General features: G+C 64.1%; 16 protein-coding genes. 7 read left to right on the top strand and 9 right to left on the bottom strand.

Annotation, left to right across the window (positions count from 1 at the left end):
- The 5 genes from ACNFBR_RS11945 to ACNFBR_RS11925 all read right to left on the bottom strand — a co-directional run bounded on the left by ACNFBR_RS11945 (position 1) and on the right by ACNFBR_RS11925 (position 4,124).
- Positions 1 to 1,158: a phospholipase D-like domain-containing protein gene (locus tag ACNFBR_RS11945; RefSeq protein WP_416735091.1), complete on the bottom strand. Its 1,158-nt coding sequence runs from the start codon at positions 1,156 to 1,158 to the stop codon at positions 1 to 3.
- A 1-nt stretch (position 1,159) separates the two neighbouring features.
- Positions 1,160 to 1,741, bottom strand: a complete 582-nt coding sequence (locus tag ACNFBR_RS11940) for a YceI family protein (protein WP_416735090.1) — start codon at positions 1,739 to 1,741, stop codon at positions 1,160 to 1,162.
- A 44-nt stretch (positions 1,742 to 1,785) separates the two neighbouring features.
- On the bottom strand, positions 1,786 to 2,082 hold the full coding sequence (locus ACNFBR_RS11935; RefSeq protein ID WP_416735089.1) for an amidase: 297 nt from the start codon (positions 2,080 to 2,082) through the stop codon (positions 1,786 to 1,788).
- On the bottom strand, positions 2,079 to 3,161 hold the full coding sequence (locus ACNFBR_RS11930; RefSeq protein WP_416735088.1) for a serine hydrolase domain-containing protein: 1,083 nt from the start codon (positions 3,159 to 3,161) through the stop codon (positions 2,079 to 2,081). The genes ACNFBR_RS11935 and ACNFBR_RS11930 overlap by 4 nt, the downstream gene beginning before the upstream one ends.
- 75 nt (positions 3,162 to 3,236) lie before the next feature.
- Positions 3,237 to 4,124, bottom strand: coding sequence for an acyl-CoA dehydrogenase (locus ACNFBR_RS11925; RefSeq protein ID WP_416735087.1), 888 nt, complete (start codon positions 4,122 to 4,124; stop codon positions 3,237 to 3,239).
- Positions 4,125 to 4,283: 159 nt separating this feature from the next.
- Here ACNFBR_RS11925 and olsB point away from each other — a divergent pair, with 159 nt between their 5' ends.
- Together olsB and ACNFBR_RS11915 are read left to right on the top strand one after the other, a co-directional pair.
- Positions 4,284 to 5,039: an L-ornithine N(alpha)-acyltransferase gene (gene olsB / locus ACNFBR_RS11920; RefSeq protein WP_416735086.1), complete on the top strand. Its 756-nt coding sequence runs from the start codon at positions 4,284 to 4,286 to the stop codon at positions 5,037 to 5,039.
- Positions 5,039 to 5,827 (top strand): lysophospholipid acyltransferase family protein, encoded by a 789-nt coding sequence (locus ACNFBR_RS11915; RefSeq protein ID WP_416735085.1) that lies wholly within the window; start codon positions 5,039 to 5,041, stop codon positions 5,825 to 5,827. The genes olsB and ACNFBR_RS11915 overlap by 1 nt, the downstream gene beginning before the upstream one ends.
- A gap of 92 nt (positions 5,828 to 5,919) precedes the next feature.
- Here the strand turns inward: ACNFBR_RS11915 and ACNFBR_RS11910 are convergent, their stop codons facing one another.
- Positions 5,920 to 6,504: an ACP phosphodiesterase gene (locus ACNFBR_RS11910; protein ID WP_416735084.1), complete on the bottom strand. Its 585-nt coding sequence runs from the start codon at positions 6,502 to 6,504 to the stop codon at positions 5,920 to 5,922.
- 150 nt (positions 6,505 to 6,654) lie between these two features.
- Here ACNFBR_RS11910 and ACNFBR_RS11905 point away from each other — a divergent pair, with 150 nt between their 5' ends.
- Both ACNFBR_RS11905 and ACNFBR_RS11900 read left to right on the top strand, forming a co-directional pair.
- Positions 6,655 to 6,957 carry an ArsR/SmtB family transcription factor gene (locus ACNFBR_RS11905; RefSeq protein WP_003255178.1) on the top strand — a complete coding sequence of 101 codons (303 nt, stop codon included), beginning with the start codon at positions 6,655 to 6,657 and terminating at the stop codon, positions 6,955 to 6,957.
- A gap of 17 nt (positions 6,958 to 6,974) precedes the next feature.
- A complete protein-coding gene (locus ACNFBR_RS11900) occupies positions 6,975 to 8,024 on the top strand; it encodes an alkene reductase (RefSeq protein ID WP_416735083.1) in 1,050 nt (349 codons plus the stop codon).
- Between the two features lie 108 nt (positions 8,025 to 8,132).
- On the opposite strand, the gene ACNFBR_RS11895 is transcribed toward ACNFBR_RS11900, so the two are convergent.
- The 3 genes from ACNFBR_RS11895 to ACNFBR_RS11885 form a co-directional block, all read right to left on the bottom strand.
- Positions 8,133 to 9,002, bottom strand: coding sequence for an ATPase (locus tag ACNFBR_RS11895; protein WP_416735082.1), 870 nt, complete (start codon positions 9,000 to 9,002; stop codon positions 8,133 to 8,135).
- An 86-nt stretch (positions 9,003 to 9,088) separates the two neighbouring features.
- The gene (locus ACNFBR_RS11890) at positions 9,089 to 10,084 is read right to left on the bottom strand and encodes an NAD-dependent epimerase/dehydratase family protein (protein ID WP_416735081.1); all 996 of its coding nucleotides are present in this window, start codon (positions 10,082 to 10,084) and stop codon (positions 9,089 to 9,091) included.
- A 49-nt stretch (positions 10,085 to 10,133) separates the two neighbouring features.
- A complete protein-coding gene (locus ACNFBR_RS11885; protein ID WP_416735080.1) occupies positions 10,134 to 11,024 on the bottom strand; it encodes a LysR family transcriptional regulator ArgP in 891 nt (296 codons plus the stop codon).
- Between the two features lie 101 nt (positions 11,025 to 11,125).
- Between ACNFBR_RS11885 and ACNFBR_RS11880 the strand changes: the two genes are divergently transcribed.
- The 3 genes from ACNFBR_RS11880 (at position 11,126) to ACNFBR_RS11870 (ending at position 14,977) form a co-directional block, all read left to right on the top strand.
- Positions 11,126 to 11,725 (top strand): LysE/ArgO family amino acid transporter, encoded by a 600-nt coding sequence (locus tag ACNFBR_RS11880; RefSeq protein ID WP_416735079.1) that lies wholly within the window; start codon positions 11,126 to 11,128, stop codon positions 11,723 to 11,725.
- A gap of 283 nt (positions 11,726 to 12,008) precedes the next feature.
- Positions 12,009 to 12,605 carry a superoxide dismutase gene (locus ACNFBR_RS11875; RefSeq protein WP_416735078.1) on the top strand — a complete coding sequence of 199 codons (597 nt, stop codon included), beginning with the start codon at positions 12,009 to 12,011 and terminating at the stop codon, positions 12,603 to 12,605.
- Between the two features lie 317 nt (positions 12,606 to 12,922).
- Complete coding sequence (locus ACNFBR_RS11870) at positions 12,923 to 14,977, top strand: putative bifunctional diguanylate cyclase/phosphodiesterase (protein ID WP_416735077.1); 2,055 nt, start codon at positions 12,923 to 12,925, stop codon at positions 14,975 to 14,977.
- Positions 14,978 to 15,113: the final 136 nt, after the last annotated feature.

Raw genomic sequence — 15,113 nt, 5'->3', positions numbered from 1 at the left:
TCAGTCGCGTCGGTCGAGGAAGTTGACCACCAACCGGTCGAGCCAGCCCCAGATCCGTTGCTTCACCCGGCGCCACAAGGGGCGCGCATGCCAGTGGGCAAGGTCGACTTCCTCGCTTTGGGCAAAGTCGCGCTCGAAGCTGGCCACCACTGCCGCCGTCAATGGCGGGTCCAGCGCCTCGACGTTGGCTTCGAGGTTGAAGCGCAGGTTCCAGTGGTCGAAGTTGCACGAGCCGACGCTGACCCAGTCGTCCACCACCGCCATCTTCAGGTGCAGGAAGCACGGCTGGTACTCGAAAATCCGCACTCCGGCGCGCAGCAGGCGTGGGTAGTAGCGATGCCCGGCGTAGCGGACAGAAGGGTGATCGGTGCGTGGGCCGGTCAGCAACAGCCGCACGTCCAGGCCCTTGCTGGCGGCCCGGCGCAACGAGCGGCGCACACTCCAGGTCGGCAAGAAGTAGGGCGTGGCCAGCCACACCCGTTGCTTGCCGCTATTCAGCGCCCGCACCAGCGCATGCAGGATGTCCTGATGCTGGCGGGCGTCGGCATAAGCCACCCGGCCCATGCCTTGCCCCTGCGCAGGCACCTTGGGCAGACGCGGCAGGCCAAAGCCCTCGGCAGGGCGCCAGGCGGTGCGGCGGTTGTTGGCGTGCCACTGGCGGTCGAACAGCAACTGCCAGTCGTTCACCACCGGCCCCTGCATCTGCACCATCACTTCGTGCCATTCGCTGGTCGCCTCACCCGGCGTCCAGAACTCGTCGGTAACGCCCGTGCCCCCCACCACTGCCCAACGCTCGTCCACCAACAGCAGTTTGCGGTGATCACGGTACAGGTTGCGCAGGCCACGCTTCCAGCGCAGGCGGTTGTACCAGCGCAGGTACACACCGGCGTCCAGCAGGCGCTGGCGCAATGCGCTGTTGAAGGCCAATGAGCCGTAGTCGTCGAACAGGCAGCGCACCCGCACGCCACGCCGGGCGGCCTGCTCCAGCGCGTCGACCACTGCCTCGGCACAGGCGCCGGCTTCGACCAGGTAAAGCTCCAGGTCAACCTGAAACTCGGCACGCATGATCGCCATGAGCATGCGCGGAAAGAACGCGGGGCCGTCTATCAGCAGTTCGAACTGGTTGCCATCCCGCCAGGGGAAGACCGGCCCCGCCATGTCAGCGAGCGGTGAAGATCAGCACCGCGCTAACCGGTACCGACGGGTTGATGGATTTCAATTTGGCAAACTTGCGCAGGTTTTCCAGCCCCGGCAGCAAGCCGAAATCCTCGGCGCGCAATACCAGCGGCTCGAGGGTCACGACCTGGAAACGCCGCGCATCCAGTCGAGTGGCCAGCAACAGGGCGTTGTAGCTGTGCGACTGGCCATGCAGGGTGACCGTCAGCGGCAGGCGCAACTCGATCTGCGCACCGTCGGCCAGGTCATTGATCGGCCGCAGATCGATCTGCGCCTTCACCGAGGCCTCGGCGAAGCGCTCAACCTCGAACAGCTTGTCGCGCATCTGCTCGTCACGCAGCGGGATACCGCTGCTCACCGAGTCCATCTCGATGCTCAGCGCTGCCGCCCCCTTGCGGTCTACCGTGCCGTGCAACACCAGAAAGCGATGCACTTCGGCGGTATCGCCGTTCTTGCCGGTAATGAACGACAGGCGTGAAGATTCGCCATCGAGGTGCCAATTGGCATGGGCGGGCAGGCAAAAAGCCAGCAACAAGGCGGGTAGCAGACGGGGCAGCTTGAACATGACAGATCTCGTGAAACCAGGCCGCCAACCTTACCCGCCCGCCTTCATGGCAGCAAGCGGCAGCCCTCGCGCGAGCCTTGCCAGGCGGCCTGGTTGCGCCGCCCCAGGCCCTCGGCGGTCACTTGTCGCTGCTGGCTGTTTTCCTCCAGCAGGCTCAGCGGCAGCCACTGCTTCACGTAGCCTTGGCAGTACGCCTGATCGAAGCCCATGACAAAGCGGCACGAGCAATATTCCTTGGCCGAGTAGGCCGAGAGAATCCCGGGGAAGTCCGCCAGCGCGTGACGCTCGTGCCAGGCCCAGTACATCAGTCCCGCCAGCACCAGCAGCAACAACCGCTTCATGTCCCCTCCCCGGCCAAGGCCGCCAGCACCCGCTTGAGCAGTTCGTCGTGCTGATAGCTGCCGTCGCGATCATCGGCGTAACGCACGATTACCAGTTTTTGCTCAGGCAGCACGTATAACGCCTGGCCCCAGTGGCCAAGGGCGGCGAAGGTATCTGCGGGAGCACTCGGCCACGGCCGATCGGCGCCGGGTAGCGGCTGGTTGAGCCACCAATGGCCACCGGGGTTGGCCTCGCCGGGCAGCGCTTGGGCCTGGGAAAACGCTGTGCGGTTGAAGGCTACCCAGGCCTTGGGTAGCAGTTGTTGGCCCCGCCAGCGCCCGTCACGTTGCATCAGCAGGCCGATACGGGCCAGGTCGCGGGCACTGAGGTACAGATAGGAAGAGCCCACGTAGGTGCCTGCCCGGTCGCGCTCCCACACCGCGCTGCCGATACCCAAGGGGGTGAACAGTGCGTGCCAGGGGTACTCGGGGTACTGCCCGGCGTCGAGCATGCCGCGCAGCGCTGCGGCCAGCAGGTTGCTGTCGCCGCTGGAGTAGAGAAACCGCTGGCCGGGGCTGGCCGCCGTATCCCGCGCCGCCGTGTAGGCCGCCATGTCCTTGCGGCCACGGGTATACAACATGGCCACCACTGAGGACTTCAACGGGGCGTACTCGTAGTCTTCTTGCCAGTCGAGGCCACTGGCCCAGTGCAGCAGGTCGGCCATGCGCACGCCTGGGTGGGCGCGCATGGGTGGGTAGAAGCGGCTGACCGGGTCTTGCAACTGGAAGCGGCCTTCGCCTTGGGCCACGCCCAGCAGCGTGGCCAGTACGCTCTTGCTCACCGACCAGGTCAGGTGCGCGGTGGCAGCGGTGGTGGGGGCTGCGTAGCGCTCGTGGAGGATACGGCCGTCGCGGATGATCAGCAGGGCGTCGGTGCGGATGCCGCTGCGCTCGGGGGTGAGGCGTGTGGGGAAAGCGTAGGCGTCGACGGCTTGCCAATCGAAGGTGGCAGGGTCGCTCTGCCACTCAGGGTCGGGCCAGTCTTCAGCCCAGGCAGGTGCCATGGCCATGCAAAAAAGAACCAGCAGACCTTTCAACATCCCTATACAGGCTCACTTTTGTTGGGGCCGCAAAGCGGCCCCAGGATTCAGAAACCACCTAAAACTATCAGCCGTTCATGACAATCCGGCAGCCGCCCAAGCTTTGTTCAGCCGCTTCTCCCGCGCCGCCGCAGCCAGCGCCATCACCCCCTGGTCCCGCTGCCAGATCTGCGCCCAATGCGCAGGCCCCGCCGCCAACGCCGCATCGATCGCCCCGCGCAACGCCTGGAACTGCGCAAACAACCCACCCAGCAGCAAATGGCATCCCACGCTATCGGCACACTGCCGGCTACCCTCGGCACACCCGGCCAGCAGCCCAAGCAATTGCAGGCGCAATGCCTGCGGCCAGGCGCACTCCTGCCCCACGCCATACAACCAGGCGGTCAACGCGGTGAGCACATACAAGTCCTCCAACGAACGGAACGGCTTCACGTAGGCATCCCAGCCGTCCCCGGCCAGCAACTCGCACGCAGCCTGCTCCAGCAGCAATCGGCCATGGCCCACTTCCGGCATCAGTGGCAGGGTCGGCAGCGACTCCAGCGTCACCCCTGGCTCTCCGGGGTAGACCACCGCCAGGTTCAGTTGCGGCGCCGCGCCAGCCGTTTCGCAGCGTGCCGCCACCAACAACCACTCGGCCTCCAGGCCCGCGGTCACGAAGTCCTTGCTGCCCGTCAGCCGCAAGCCGTCCAGGCGCGTGCGCATGTCCGCCGGCCGTACGCTGCGCCGCTCGGTGGCACACAAGGCGCCAAGGCTGGGCGGTGCGCTGGGCCACAACACCCGCAAGGCGGCTTGGTAACCCACCAGAAAAGCCAGGCCCGGGGTGGCCATCGCGCGCCCGCCCAGTGCCGCCAGTTCGAACGGGGCAACCGGGCCGAGGCGCTCGATCAGCGCGGCATAGGTTTCGCCCAGGGTGCCCGCCAACGCATGGCGAAGCGGATCGTTGAGTCGTTGCAACCAGGCCATGGAGCAGCTCCTTGCTGGGGGCTTTCGATTGAGCCTCAGGGTGTGTCACGCAAGCATCACCAAAGATTCACAGGGGTGACACCGGGTCTACCTAGGCTGACTTTGCACAACAAAGCCGACCGGCCGCAACCCTTCATGGCTGGCTTATGGAGACTCGTAATGACTCGGATCGCTCACTCAGGCGACAACAGCACCGAACGCCGTCTGCAAGCCGAACGCCTGGTTGGCGTGGCGGCGCTGCAAGAAGCCCAGGCCCTGCGCTACAAGGTGTTCAGCGCAGAATTCAAGGCCAAGCTCAAAGGCGCCGAGCAGGGCCTGGACATGGACGACTACGATGTGCACTGCCGCCACATTGGTGTGCGTGACCTGAGCACTGGCGAGCTGGTTGCCACCACCCGCCTGCTCGACCACCAGGCCGCCAGCAGCCTGGGCCGCTTCTACAGCGAAGAAGAGTTCAGCCTGCACGGCCTGTTGCAGCTGCAAGGCCCGATCCTCGAACTGGGCCGTACCTGCGTGGCCCCCGACTACCGCAACGGCGGCACCATCGCCGTGCTGTGGGGTGAACTGGCCGAGGTGCTCAACGAGGGCCGCTACAGCTACCTGATGGGCTGCGCCAGCATCCCCATGCAGGACGGCGGCGTGCAGGCCCATGCGGTGATGCAACGCCTGCGTGACCGCTACCTGTGCACCGAGCACCTGCGTGCCGAGCCGAAGAACCCGCTGCCGAAGCTGGCCCTGCCCACTAACGTCATCGCCGAAATGCCACCACTGCTCAAGGCCTACATGCGCCTGGGGGCGAAGATTTGCGGCGAGCCGTGCTGGGACGAGGACTTCCAGGTGGCTGACGTGTTCATCCTGCTCAAGCGCGACGAGCTGTGCCCGCGCTACGCCCGCCACTTCAAGGCGGCGGTCTGATGCCTAGGCTGCGGGTACTGGCCCGCCTGGCTCGACTGCTGCTGGTACTGGCGCTGGGCATGCTGATGGCCAGCGTGATTGCCCTGGGCGAGCGCCTGGGCTTCAAGGCACCGATCGAGCGTCGCCAGCGTTGGACCTGCCTGTTCATGAAGCGCCTGGTCGCCGCCCTGCCCTTCGACGTGCGGGTGGTGGGCGAGCTGCCACAGCGGCCGATGCTGTGGGTCAGCAACCATGTTTCCTGGACCGACATCCCGCTGCTCGGCATGTTGCTGCCGTTGTCGTTCCTGTCCAAGGCCGAAGTCCGCCACTGGCCGGTGGCCGGCTGGCTGGCGGATAAGGCCGGCACGCTGTTCATTCGCCGTGGCGGTGGCGACAGCCAGCGCCTGCGCGAACAGATCGCCGGGCAACTGGGCCTGGCCCGGCCGTTGCTGATTTTCCCCGAAGGCACCACCACCAGCGGCCGTACCTTGCGCACGTTCCATGGTCGCCTGCTGGCAGGTGCCATCGACCGAGGTGTGGCGGTGCAGCCGGTGGCTATCCAGTATTTGCGCGATGGCCAGATCGACCCGGTTGCGCCGTTCGTCGGTGATGACGACCTGGTATCGCACCTGATGCGCCTGTTTGCCCAGCCGCGAGGCGAGGTGTGCATTCACCTGCTGCAGCCGATTGGCAGCGTGGGCAAGGAACGTGCGGTGCTGGCGTTGCAGGCGCAGCAGGCAATTCACCTGGCGTTGTTCGGGGTTGAAGAAGTTGAGCTGGTGCCACGGCGGCAGGCGCGGGCTGCCTGATTTTCTGCATCGCAAGTACCGGCCTCTTCGCTGGCTGACCCGCTCCCAAACCCTGTGGGAGCGGGCAAGCCCGCGAAGAGGCCAATACAAAACTAACTGCCAGACATCCGCTGCGCCGTCGCAAACGCCTGTAGCTGTGGATAGAACTCGCGGAAGTCCGCCATCAGCGGCTCATACAACCGCTCCAGTTCGCCCATCACCCCGGTCATCCCTTCTGGCCGCGACAAGCGCCGGGCAATGCCATTGAACACCTGCTCCAACGTGGCGAAATCGCCATAGGCCCCCAGCCAGTCGTCCGCTGCCATGAACGGCGCAATCCGCGCCAGCCGCCCCGGCAGTTCTGGCTCCGCCAGCAGCACCCGGTAAAACGCCCCAGTGAACTGCGCCAACGGCTGCTCGGCATAATCACGCCAATGCCGCGCCAGGCAGTGGTCGAAAAACACATCCAGGACAATCCCGGCAAAACGCCGCCGCTCACGCGGAAAGCGCGCCAGCGCCGCCAGCACCAACGGATGCTGGTCGGTGTAGCTGTCGATATGCCGGTGCAGCCGGATGGCCGCCTCCAGCGCGGGCGGAAAGCGCCCTTCCAGCGAGCCTTTGACAAAGTCGCCATACAGGCTGCCAAGCAGTTGTTGCGGCGCCGGGCCGCCCAGGTGCAAGTGTGCGAGGTAATTCATGAGCGCAGTCTAGCACCGTCGCTGCGTATATCGTTATAACGCGATATATCGATTCGCACTCAGTTCAGAACGTCTTGGTATTTGTATATCGGATTTCAGCGATTTACATTTCGCCCTATCGCGATATGCCGCTACAACGAGCCTCAAACCATGCCACTCGATCTCGACGAAATCATAAAAGCACTGGCCCATCCGGTCAGGCGAGAAATTCTCAGCTGGCTGAAAGACCCGGCAACCCAGTTCCCCGACCAGTACCACAGCACCGAAAACGGTGTGTGCGCCGGGCAGATCGATCAACGCTGCGGCCTGTCGCAGTCGACCGTTTCAGCCCACCTGGCCACCTTGCAGCGCGCCGGGCTGATCAGCAGCCAGAAGATTGGCCAATGGCACTTCTTCAAACGCGACGAAGCCACCATCCAGGCGTTCCTCGAACAACTGCGCCAAGCACTTTGACAAGGCAGGTAACCGCTATGACCACGCTTTTCGATCCGATTACCCTGGGCGACCTGCAACTGCCCAACCGCATCATCATGGCCCCGCTCACCCGCTGCCGCGCCGATGAAGGCCGCGTGCCCAATGCGCTGATGGCCGAGTACTACGTACAGCGGGCCAGCGCCGGGCTGATTCTCAGCGAAGCAACCTCGGTCAGCGCCATGGGCGTCGGCTACCCGGATACCCCCGGCATCTGGAACGATGAACAAGTACGTGGCTGGAACAATGTGACCAAGGCCGTGCATGCCGCGGGCGGGCGCATCTTCCTGCAGCTGTGGCACGTGGGCCGTATCTCCCACCCCAGCTACCTCAATGGCGAACTGCCAGTGGCGCCCAGCGCGATCCAGCCCAAGGGCCATGTGAGCCTGGTGCGGCCGCTAAGTGATTACCCCACCCCGCGCGCGCTGGAAACCGAAGAAATCAGCGACATCGTCGAGGCCTACCGCAGCGGTGCGGAAAACGCCAAGGCTGCCGGTTTCGATGGCGTGGAAATCCACGGCGCCAATGGTTACCTGCTCGACCAGTTCCTGCAAAGCAGCACCAACCAGCGCACCGACCGTTACGGCGGCTCGCTGGAAAACCGCGCGCGCCTGCTGCTGGAAGTGACCGATGCGGCGATTGAAGTGTGGGGCGCGAACCGCGTGGGCGTGCACCTGGCGCCGCGTGCCGACGCCCATGACATGGGCGACGCCGACCGCGCCGAAACCTTCACTTATGTGGCTCGCGAACTGGGCAAGCGCGGCATTGCCTTCATCTGCTCGCGGGAACGCGAAGCCGATGACAGCATTGGCCCGCTGATCAAAGAGGCATTCGGTGGCCCATACATCGTCAACGAGCGCTTCGACAAGGCCAGTGCCAACGCGGCGTTAGCCAGCGGCAAGGCCGATGCGGTGGCGTTTGGCGTGCCGTTCATCGCCAACCCCGACCTGCCGGCACGGCTGGCGGCGGATGCGCCGTTGAACGAAGCGCGGCCGGAGACCTTCTATGGCAAGGGGCCGGTGGGCTACATCGATTATCCGCGGTTGTGATTGACCGCCATTCGCGGGCACGCCCGCTCCCACAGGGATATCGTCAAGCCTGAAGGCTGTGGAGACTCTGTGGGAGCGGGCATGCCCGCGAAGAAGGCTCAGGTAATCTCAAGGCCGGGCATTGATCTGCTGTTGCAGGTTCTGGATCTGGCTCTGCAAGGTATTCATGTTGCGGGTCATCTGCGCCCGGAAAGCATCGAACTCCTGCACCGAAGCACCACTGGGCGCCGCCGCAGCCGGGCGGTTGTCGATCTGGCTCTTCAACACCAGCATGTCCTGCTCCAGGCTCTGGATAGCGGCGCTCGGGTTGCCCTGTTTCTTCAAGGCCGCCACATCGCTCCCCAGGCTCTTGAGCTGCCCGTCCAGCTTGCCGCCATCCACCTGCGCGGCCTTCAGCGCGGCAACCTGCTCGTTCAAGCCCTTGAACTGGGTATCCAGCTTGCCACCATCAACCTGGCCCGAACGCAGCGCGGCCAGTTCGCCATTCACCAGCTTCAACTGTGCCTGCAACTGGCCTTGCAGCTCGGTCACGGCCTTCTGCTGTTCACGCGTATCGGCCAGCACCTGCTCCAAGCGCTTGCCCAGGTCGCCGGTCTGCCCCGCCACGCCTTTCTGCAACTGGCGCAGTTGCAGCTTCAATGCCTCACTGCTGGTGGTAGCGCCTGACTCACTGGCATCCACCTTGCCGCTGATGGCTTGCAAGCGCCCGGCCGCTTCTTCACTGATACGGGCAAAACTCTCCTGAGTGGCCACCAGTTGCTGCTCCATCAGCGAAATTTGCTGGAAGCTCCACCAGCCCAACCCTGCCAACGCGATGAAGGAAGCACCCAGCAACGCCCACAACGGCGCCGTGCTGGCACCACGGGCGGCTTTCTGGCGGCTGCGCACTACGTGCGCCGGCATCAGTTCGTCATCATCAACGGTGCCCGCCCGCAAGGTAGGCACGTCATCGTAGTCATCGTGAGCATGGTTACGCATGGATACATTCAACCGCGGTAGTCGCAAAGAGGCACGAGTATAAACCGCCAGCGCGGTGCATTGATGACCAATGTCCGCCGGAGGGCTCAATGCCCCGGCGGCAAATGCTTCCACCAGCCACAGAATTCATCCAGCGCCGTCCACAGGCTGACCTTGGGCTGGTAGTCCAGGTATTGCCGGGCGCGGCTGATATCCAGGGTGAAATCACGGCTCATCACCTGCATCCCCAGGCGCGACAAGGTCGGTTGCGGGCGCCCTGGCCACAGCATGCAGGCCGCCTCGTTCAGCGCGGCCAAGCTGTAGGCCAGGCCGTAGGAGCGGTAGCGGGTAACCTGTGGCAGCTGCATCTGACGCATCACATAGTTGACCACGTCCCACAGCGGCAGCGGCTGGCCGTTGCTGATGTTGTAAGCCTGGCCCAGCGCCCGATCGTCGGCGAACAGCGCACTGAGCAATGCCTCGTTGAGGTTGTGCACGCTGGTGAAATCGACCTTGTTCAAGCCATTGCCGATGATCGCCACACGGCCTTTGCGCTGCATCTGCATCAACCGCGGGAAAATGCTGGCATCGCCGGCGCCGGTGACGAAGCGCGGGCGCAGCGCCAGCACTTCGAGGCCGAACTCCTGGGCGCCGAACACTTTCTGCTCGGCCAGGTGCTTGGTTTGCCCGTAGTGGTCGTGGAAGCGACGCGGCACCTGATCTTCACGGATGTCCAAGCGCGAATGGCCGTTGAAATAGATCGACGGCGAAGACAGGTGCACCAGGCGCCGTACATGTTCTTTCAGGCAGCCCTCGACCACGTTCTCGGTAACCACCACGTTGCCCTGGTAGAAATCCTGATAACGCCCCCAACTGCCCACCGCACCGGCACAATGCACCACGGCCTCGACGCCCTGGCACAAACGCCTGGCCAGTTCGGCATCCCCCAGGTCGCCGGGGATGAACTGCGCACCGCGCTTGACCAGGTGCTCGACCCCTTCGGCACGGCGGCCGCTGACGCGCACGTCCAGGCCTTGCTCCAGGGCGAAACGCGCAAAGCGCCCACCAATGAAGCCACTCGCGCCGGTGACCAGAATTCGCATGTAACACTCCGTCTTGCCAGATTTCAGATGCAACTGACGCCAGCCATGGCTACAAGGGCACCAGCCAATGCCGTGCGGTGTGCCGCAGGTGGTCAGTCAGTTGCGCGAGCAGTTGCCCGCCATTGCGCCAATGATGCCAGTACAGCGGCACATCGATAGGGGTATCGCTGCAGATTTCCACCAATTGCCCGCTGGCCAGTTGCTCGCGCGCCTGCAGTTCGGGCACCAGGCCCCAGCCCAACCCGGCTTCGGTCATGCGCAGGAAGCCTTCGGAGGACGGGCACAGGTGATGCAGGAAACCGTCCTCGATGCCCAGCGATGCCAGGTAGCGGTGCTGCAGGAAGTCGTCCGGGCCGTACACGATCGCCGGGGTACGGGCCAGGCGGCTGGCGACAAAACCCTGGGGGAAATGCCGGGCCATGAACCCAGGGCTGGCCAACGCGCGGTAGCGCATGGCCCCCAGTAGTAGGCTGCGTGCCCCCGCTACCGGTCGCTCACTGCCACAAAGGCAGGCCGCCACTTCGCCGGCACGCATGCGTTTGAGGCCCACTTCCTGGTCCTCTACCACCAGGTCGGTCAGCACGTTCTGCTGCGCACAGAAATTGCCCACCGCACCGGCCCACCAGGTGGCCAGGCTATCGGCGTTGAGGGCGATGCGCAGGCGCTCCGGCATGCCCTCTTCGTCCAGCGCCGGCACCTGGCGCTGCAAGTCCCGCTCAAGCAGGCGCACCTGCTGCACATGGTTGAGCAACTGGCGGCCGACTTCGGTCGGGCTAGGCGGCGTGGCACGCACCAGTACCGGCTGCCCGACCCGCGCTTCGAGCAGCTTGATGCGCTGGGAAATGGCCGATTGCGACAAGCCCAGCACCTGCGCCGCACGCTCGAAACCACCTTGTTCGATCACCGCCGCGAGGGCGGCCAGCAGTTTGTAGTCGAACATCGATTTCCCTAATGACTGATCAGCTTTATTTGTTTTTCTTATACAGCGCCGAACAGCACAATAACCAGCATCTTTTATGACCTTTTCTGGAGAGCCCCGCCATGTGGCAAAGCTACCTCAACGGCATGCTGGTGGCCTTCGGCCTGATCATGGCCATCGGCGCGCAGAACGCCTTCGTCCTCGCCCAAAGCCTGCGCCGTGAGCATCACCTGCCGGTGGCAGCGCTGTGCATCGTCTGCGACGCCATCCTGGTGGCTGCCGGGGTGTTTGGCCTGGCCACCGTGCTGGCGCACAACCCGACCTTGCTCGCGGTGGCCCGCTGGGGCGGCGCGGTGTTCCTGATCTGGTACGGCGCCAAGGCCCTGCGCAGCGCCTGCTCCAAGCAAAGCCTGCAACACCAGCAAGGCCAAGGCGCCCGCTCACGCCGTGCCGTGCTGCTCAGCGCCCTGGCGGTGACCCTGCTGAACCCGCACGTGTACCTCGACACCGTGCTGCTGATCGGCTCGCTGGGCGCCCAGCAGACTGCGCCCGGGGCCTATGTGGCCGGTGCAGCCAGTGCTTCGCTGCTGTGGTTCTCGACCCTGGCGATTGGCGCTGCCTGGCTGGCCCCGTGGCTGGCGCGGCCGGCGACCTGGCGCATGCTCGACCTGATGGTGGCGGTGATGATGTTCGCGGTGGCGGCGCAGTTGATCTTCAACTGACCTGGGCTTGCCACAACATCTTTGTCGTCTGGGAGATCGAGCGCCGCCCGCGCGGCGCTCGATCTCCCAGGCAACACAAGGGCTACGACGAACACCACCGGTCGGCACATCCCAACCGCTCTGGAACCTCTATTCCCTATCTTTGTTGCGTGGTTATGCGCCGGGGCTGGTGCTATGATCCAGCCCTTGCGTCGCAAAGAGTACAAACTCGCCGACGCTCATAGGGCCGCCCGTGATCGGCCCTGCGCAAACCGCGAACTAGACCTGAATCAGGAGATCCACCATGGCTTTTGAATTGCCGCCGCTGCCGTACGCCCACGATGCCCTGCAGCCGCACATCTCCAAGGAAACCCTGGAGTTTCACCACGACAAGCACCACAACACCTATGTCGTGAACCTGAACAACCTGGTCCCAGGCACCGAATTCGAAGGCAAGACCCTGGAAGAGATCGTCAAGAGCTCTTCGGGCGGCATCTTCAACAACGCCGCTCAAGTCTGGAACCACACCTTCTACTGGAACTGCCTGTCGCCAAACGGCGGCGGCCAGCCGACCGGTGCCCTGGCTGACGCCATCAACGCCGCTTTCGGTTCCTTCGACAAGTTCAAGGAAGAGTTCACCAAGACTTCGGTTGGCACCTTCGGTTCCGGCTGGGGCTGGCTGGTGAAGAAAGCTGACGGTTCCCTGGCCCTGGCCAGCACCATCGGCGCCGGCTGCCCGCTGACCAGCGGCGACACCCCGCTGCTGACCTGCGACGTCTGGGAACACGCCTACTACATCGACTACCGCAACCTGCGTCCGAAGTACGTCGAGGCGTTCTGGAACCTGGTCAACTGGGCCTTCGTTGCCGAGCAGTTCGAAGGCAAGACCTTCAAGGCCTGAGTCATTCAGCCTTGACCCGAAAACCCGGCCCAGTGCCGGGTTTTTTTGTGCCTGTGCGGGCCTCTTCGCGGGCACGCCCGCTCCCACAGCTCGGGAACGTGATGCTATCTCCGTGGGAACGGCATGCCCGCGAAAAGGCCGGCACGGTTTTGCTTGCTCAGCCCGCATAGCGCGCTAACATCAAACCTCTGGAAGATTGATACAGCGCACTCAAGTTGCGGGGTCAGGCAACCGATACACTGCTCATGATCGGCCGATAGTGTATCGTCATCGTTGATGGCAAAATGATGCCATGCGCATGGATTAAGGAAACCCCATTGAAGCTGGAATTGCGGAACAGCTTGTCGGTCAAGTTGCTCAGGGTCGTGCTGCTGTCGGCGCTGGCGGTCGGCGTCGTGCTCAGCTGTGCGCAAATCGTCTATGACACCTACAAGACCCGCCAGGCCGTGAACAACGATGCCCAGCGCATCCTCGACATGTTCCGCGACCCTTCGACCCAGGCGGTGTACAGCCTCGACCGCGAAATGGGCATGCAGGTGATGGAAGGCCTGTTCCAGGACGAATCGGTGCGCATGGCCTCCATTGGCCATCCCAACGAAACCATGCTGGCAGAAAAGTCCCGTCCGTTGCAGGACATGTCCATGCGCTGGCTCACCGACCTGATCCTCGGCCAGGAACGCACCTACACCACGCAACTGGTCGGCCGCGGCCCCTACAGCGAATACTACGGCGACCTCAGCATTACCCTGGACACCTCGTCCTACGGTGAAGACTTCCTGATCAACGCGGTGATCATCTTCATATCCGGCGTGTTGCGGGCCCTGGCCATGGGCCTGGTGCTGTACCTGGTCTACCACTGGCTGCTGACCAAACCGCTGTCGAAGATCATCGAGCACCTCACCCAGATCAACCCCGACCGCCCCAGCCAGCACCAGCTACCGCTGCTCAAAGGCCACGAGAAGAACGAGCTGGGCCTGTGGGTGAACACCGCCAACCAGTTGCTGGCCTCGATCGAGCGCAACACCCACCTGCGTCACGAGGCAGAAAACAGCCTGCAGCGCATGGCCCAGTACGACTTCCTAACCGGCCTGCCCAACCGCCAGCAATTGCAGCAGCAACTGGACAAGATCCTCGTCGACGGCGGCCGCCTGCAGCACCGTGTGGCGGTGCTGTGCGTGGGCCTGGACGACTTCAAGGGCATCAACGAGCAGTTCAGCTACCAGGTCGGTGACCAGTTGCTGCTGGCCCTGGCCGACCGTTTGCGCGCCCACAGCGGCCGCCTGGGCGCCCTGGCGCGGTTGGGCGGCGACCAGTTCGCCCTGGTGCAGGCCAATATCGAGCAGCCCTACGAAGCGGCCGAGCTGGCGCAAAGCATCCTCGACGACCTGGAAGTGCCGTTCGACCTCGACCACCACCAGCAGATCCGCCTGCGCGCGACCATCGGCATCACCCTGTTCCCCGAAGACGGCGACAGCACCGAGAAACTGCTGCAAAAAGCCGAACAGACCATGACCCTGGCCAAGGCCCGCTCGCGCAACCGCTACCAGTTCTACATCGCCAGCGTCGACAGTGAGATGCGCCGCCGCCGCGAACTGGAAAAGGACCTGCGTGAAGCCCTGCCACGCAACCAGCTGTACCTGGTGTACCAACCCCAGATCAGCTACCGCGACCACCGCGTGGTCGGCGTGGAGGCGCTGCTGCGCTGGCAGCACCCCGAGCTGGGCATGGTGCCACCCGACCAGTTCATCCCCCTGGCCGAACAGAACGGCAGCATCATCGGCATCGGCGAATGGGTGCTCGACCAAGCATGCCGACAATTGCGCGAATGGCACGACCAGGGCTTCAGTGACCTGCGCATGGCGGTCAACCTGTCCACCGTGCAACTGCACCACAGCGAGCTGCCACGGGTGGTCAACAACCTGCTGCAGGCCTATCGCCTGCCGCCACGCAGCCTGGAGCTGGAAGTCACCGAAACCGGCTTGATGGAAGACATCAGCACCGCCGCCCAGCACCTGCTGAGCCTGCGCCGCTCCGGGGCACTGATTGCCATCGATGACTTCGGCACCGGCTACTCATCGCTCAGCTACCTGAAGTCGCTGCCGCTGGACAAGATCAAGATCGACAAGAGCTTCGTCCAGGACCTGCTCGACGACGATGACGACGCCACCATCGTTCGCGCCATCATCCAGCTGGGCAAGAGCCTGGGGATGCAGGTAATCGCCGAGGGCGTGGAAACCGCCGAGCAGGAAACCTACATCGTTGCCCAGGGCTGCCACGAGGGCCAGGGTTACCACTACAGCAAGCCGCTGTCAGCCCGCGAGCTGACCCACTTCCTGAAGCAGGCGCAGCGCAACCAGGTTTCGATGTTCTGAGCCCTGTCGTTCGGTTACAGGCCGTGACTGGGATTTACATGAATTGCGTGCCCGCCCCTTTACAGCAAATGCAAATCTTTCGCATGATGTTGCGGTTTCGCGTGCCACGGCGCACGGTCCACCCCTTGGTCCAACC

Origin of the sequence: Pseudomonas sp. NY11955 (assembly GCF_048068035.1) — a bacterium.
Lineage (GTDB): Bacteria > Pseudomonadota > Gammaproteobacteria > Pseudomonadales > Pseudomonadaceae > Aquipseudomonas.
This window is presented reverse-complemented; position numbering and strand designations above follow the sequence as displayed.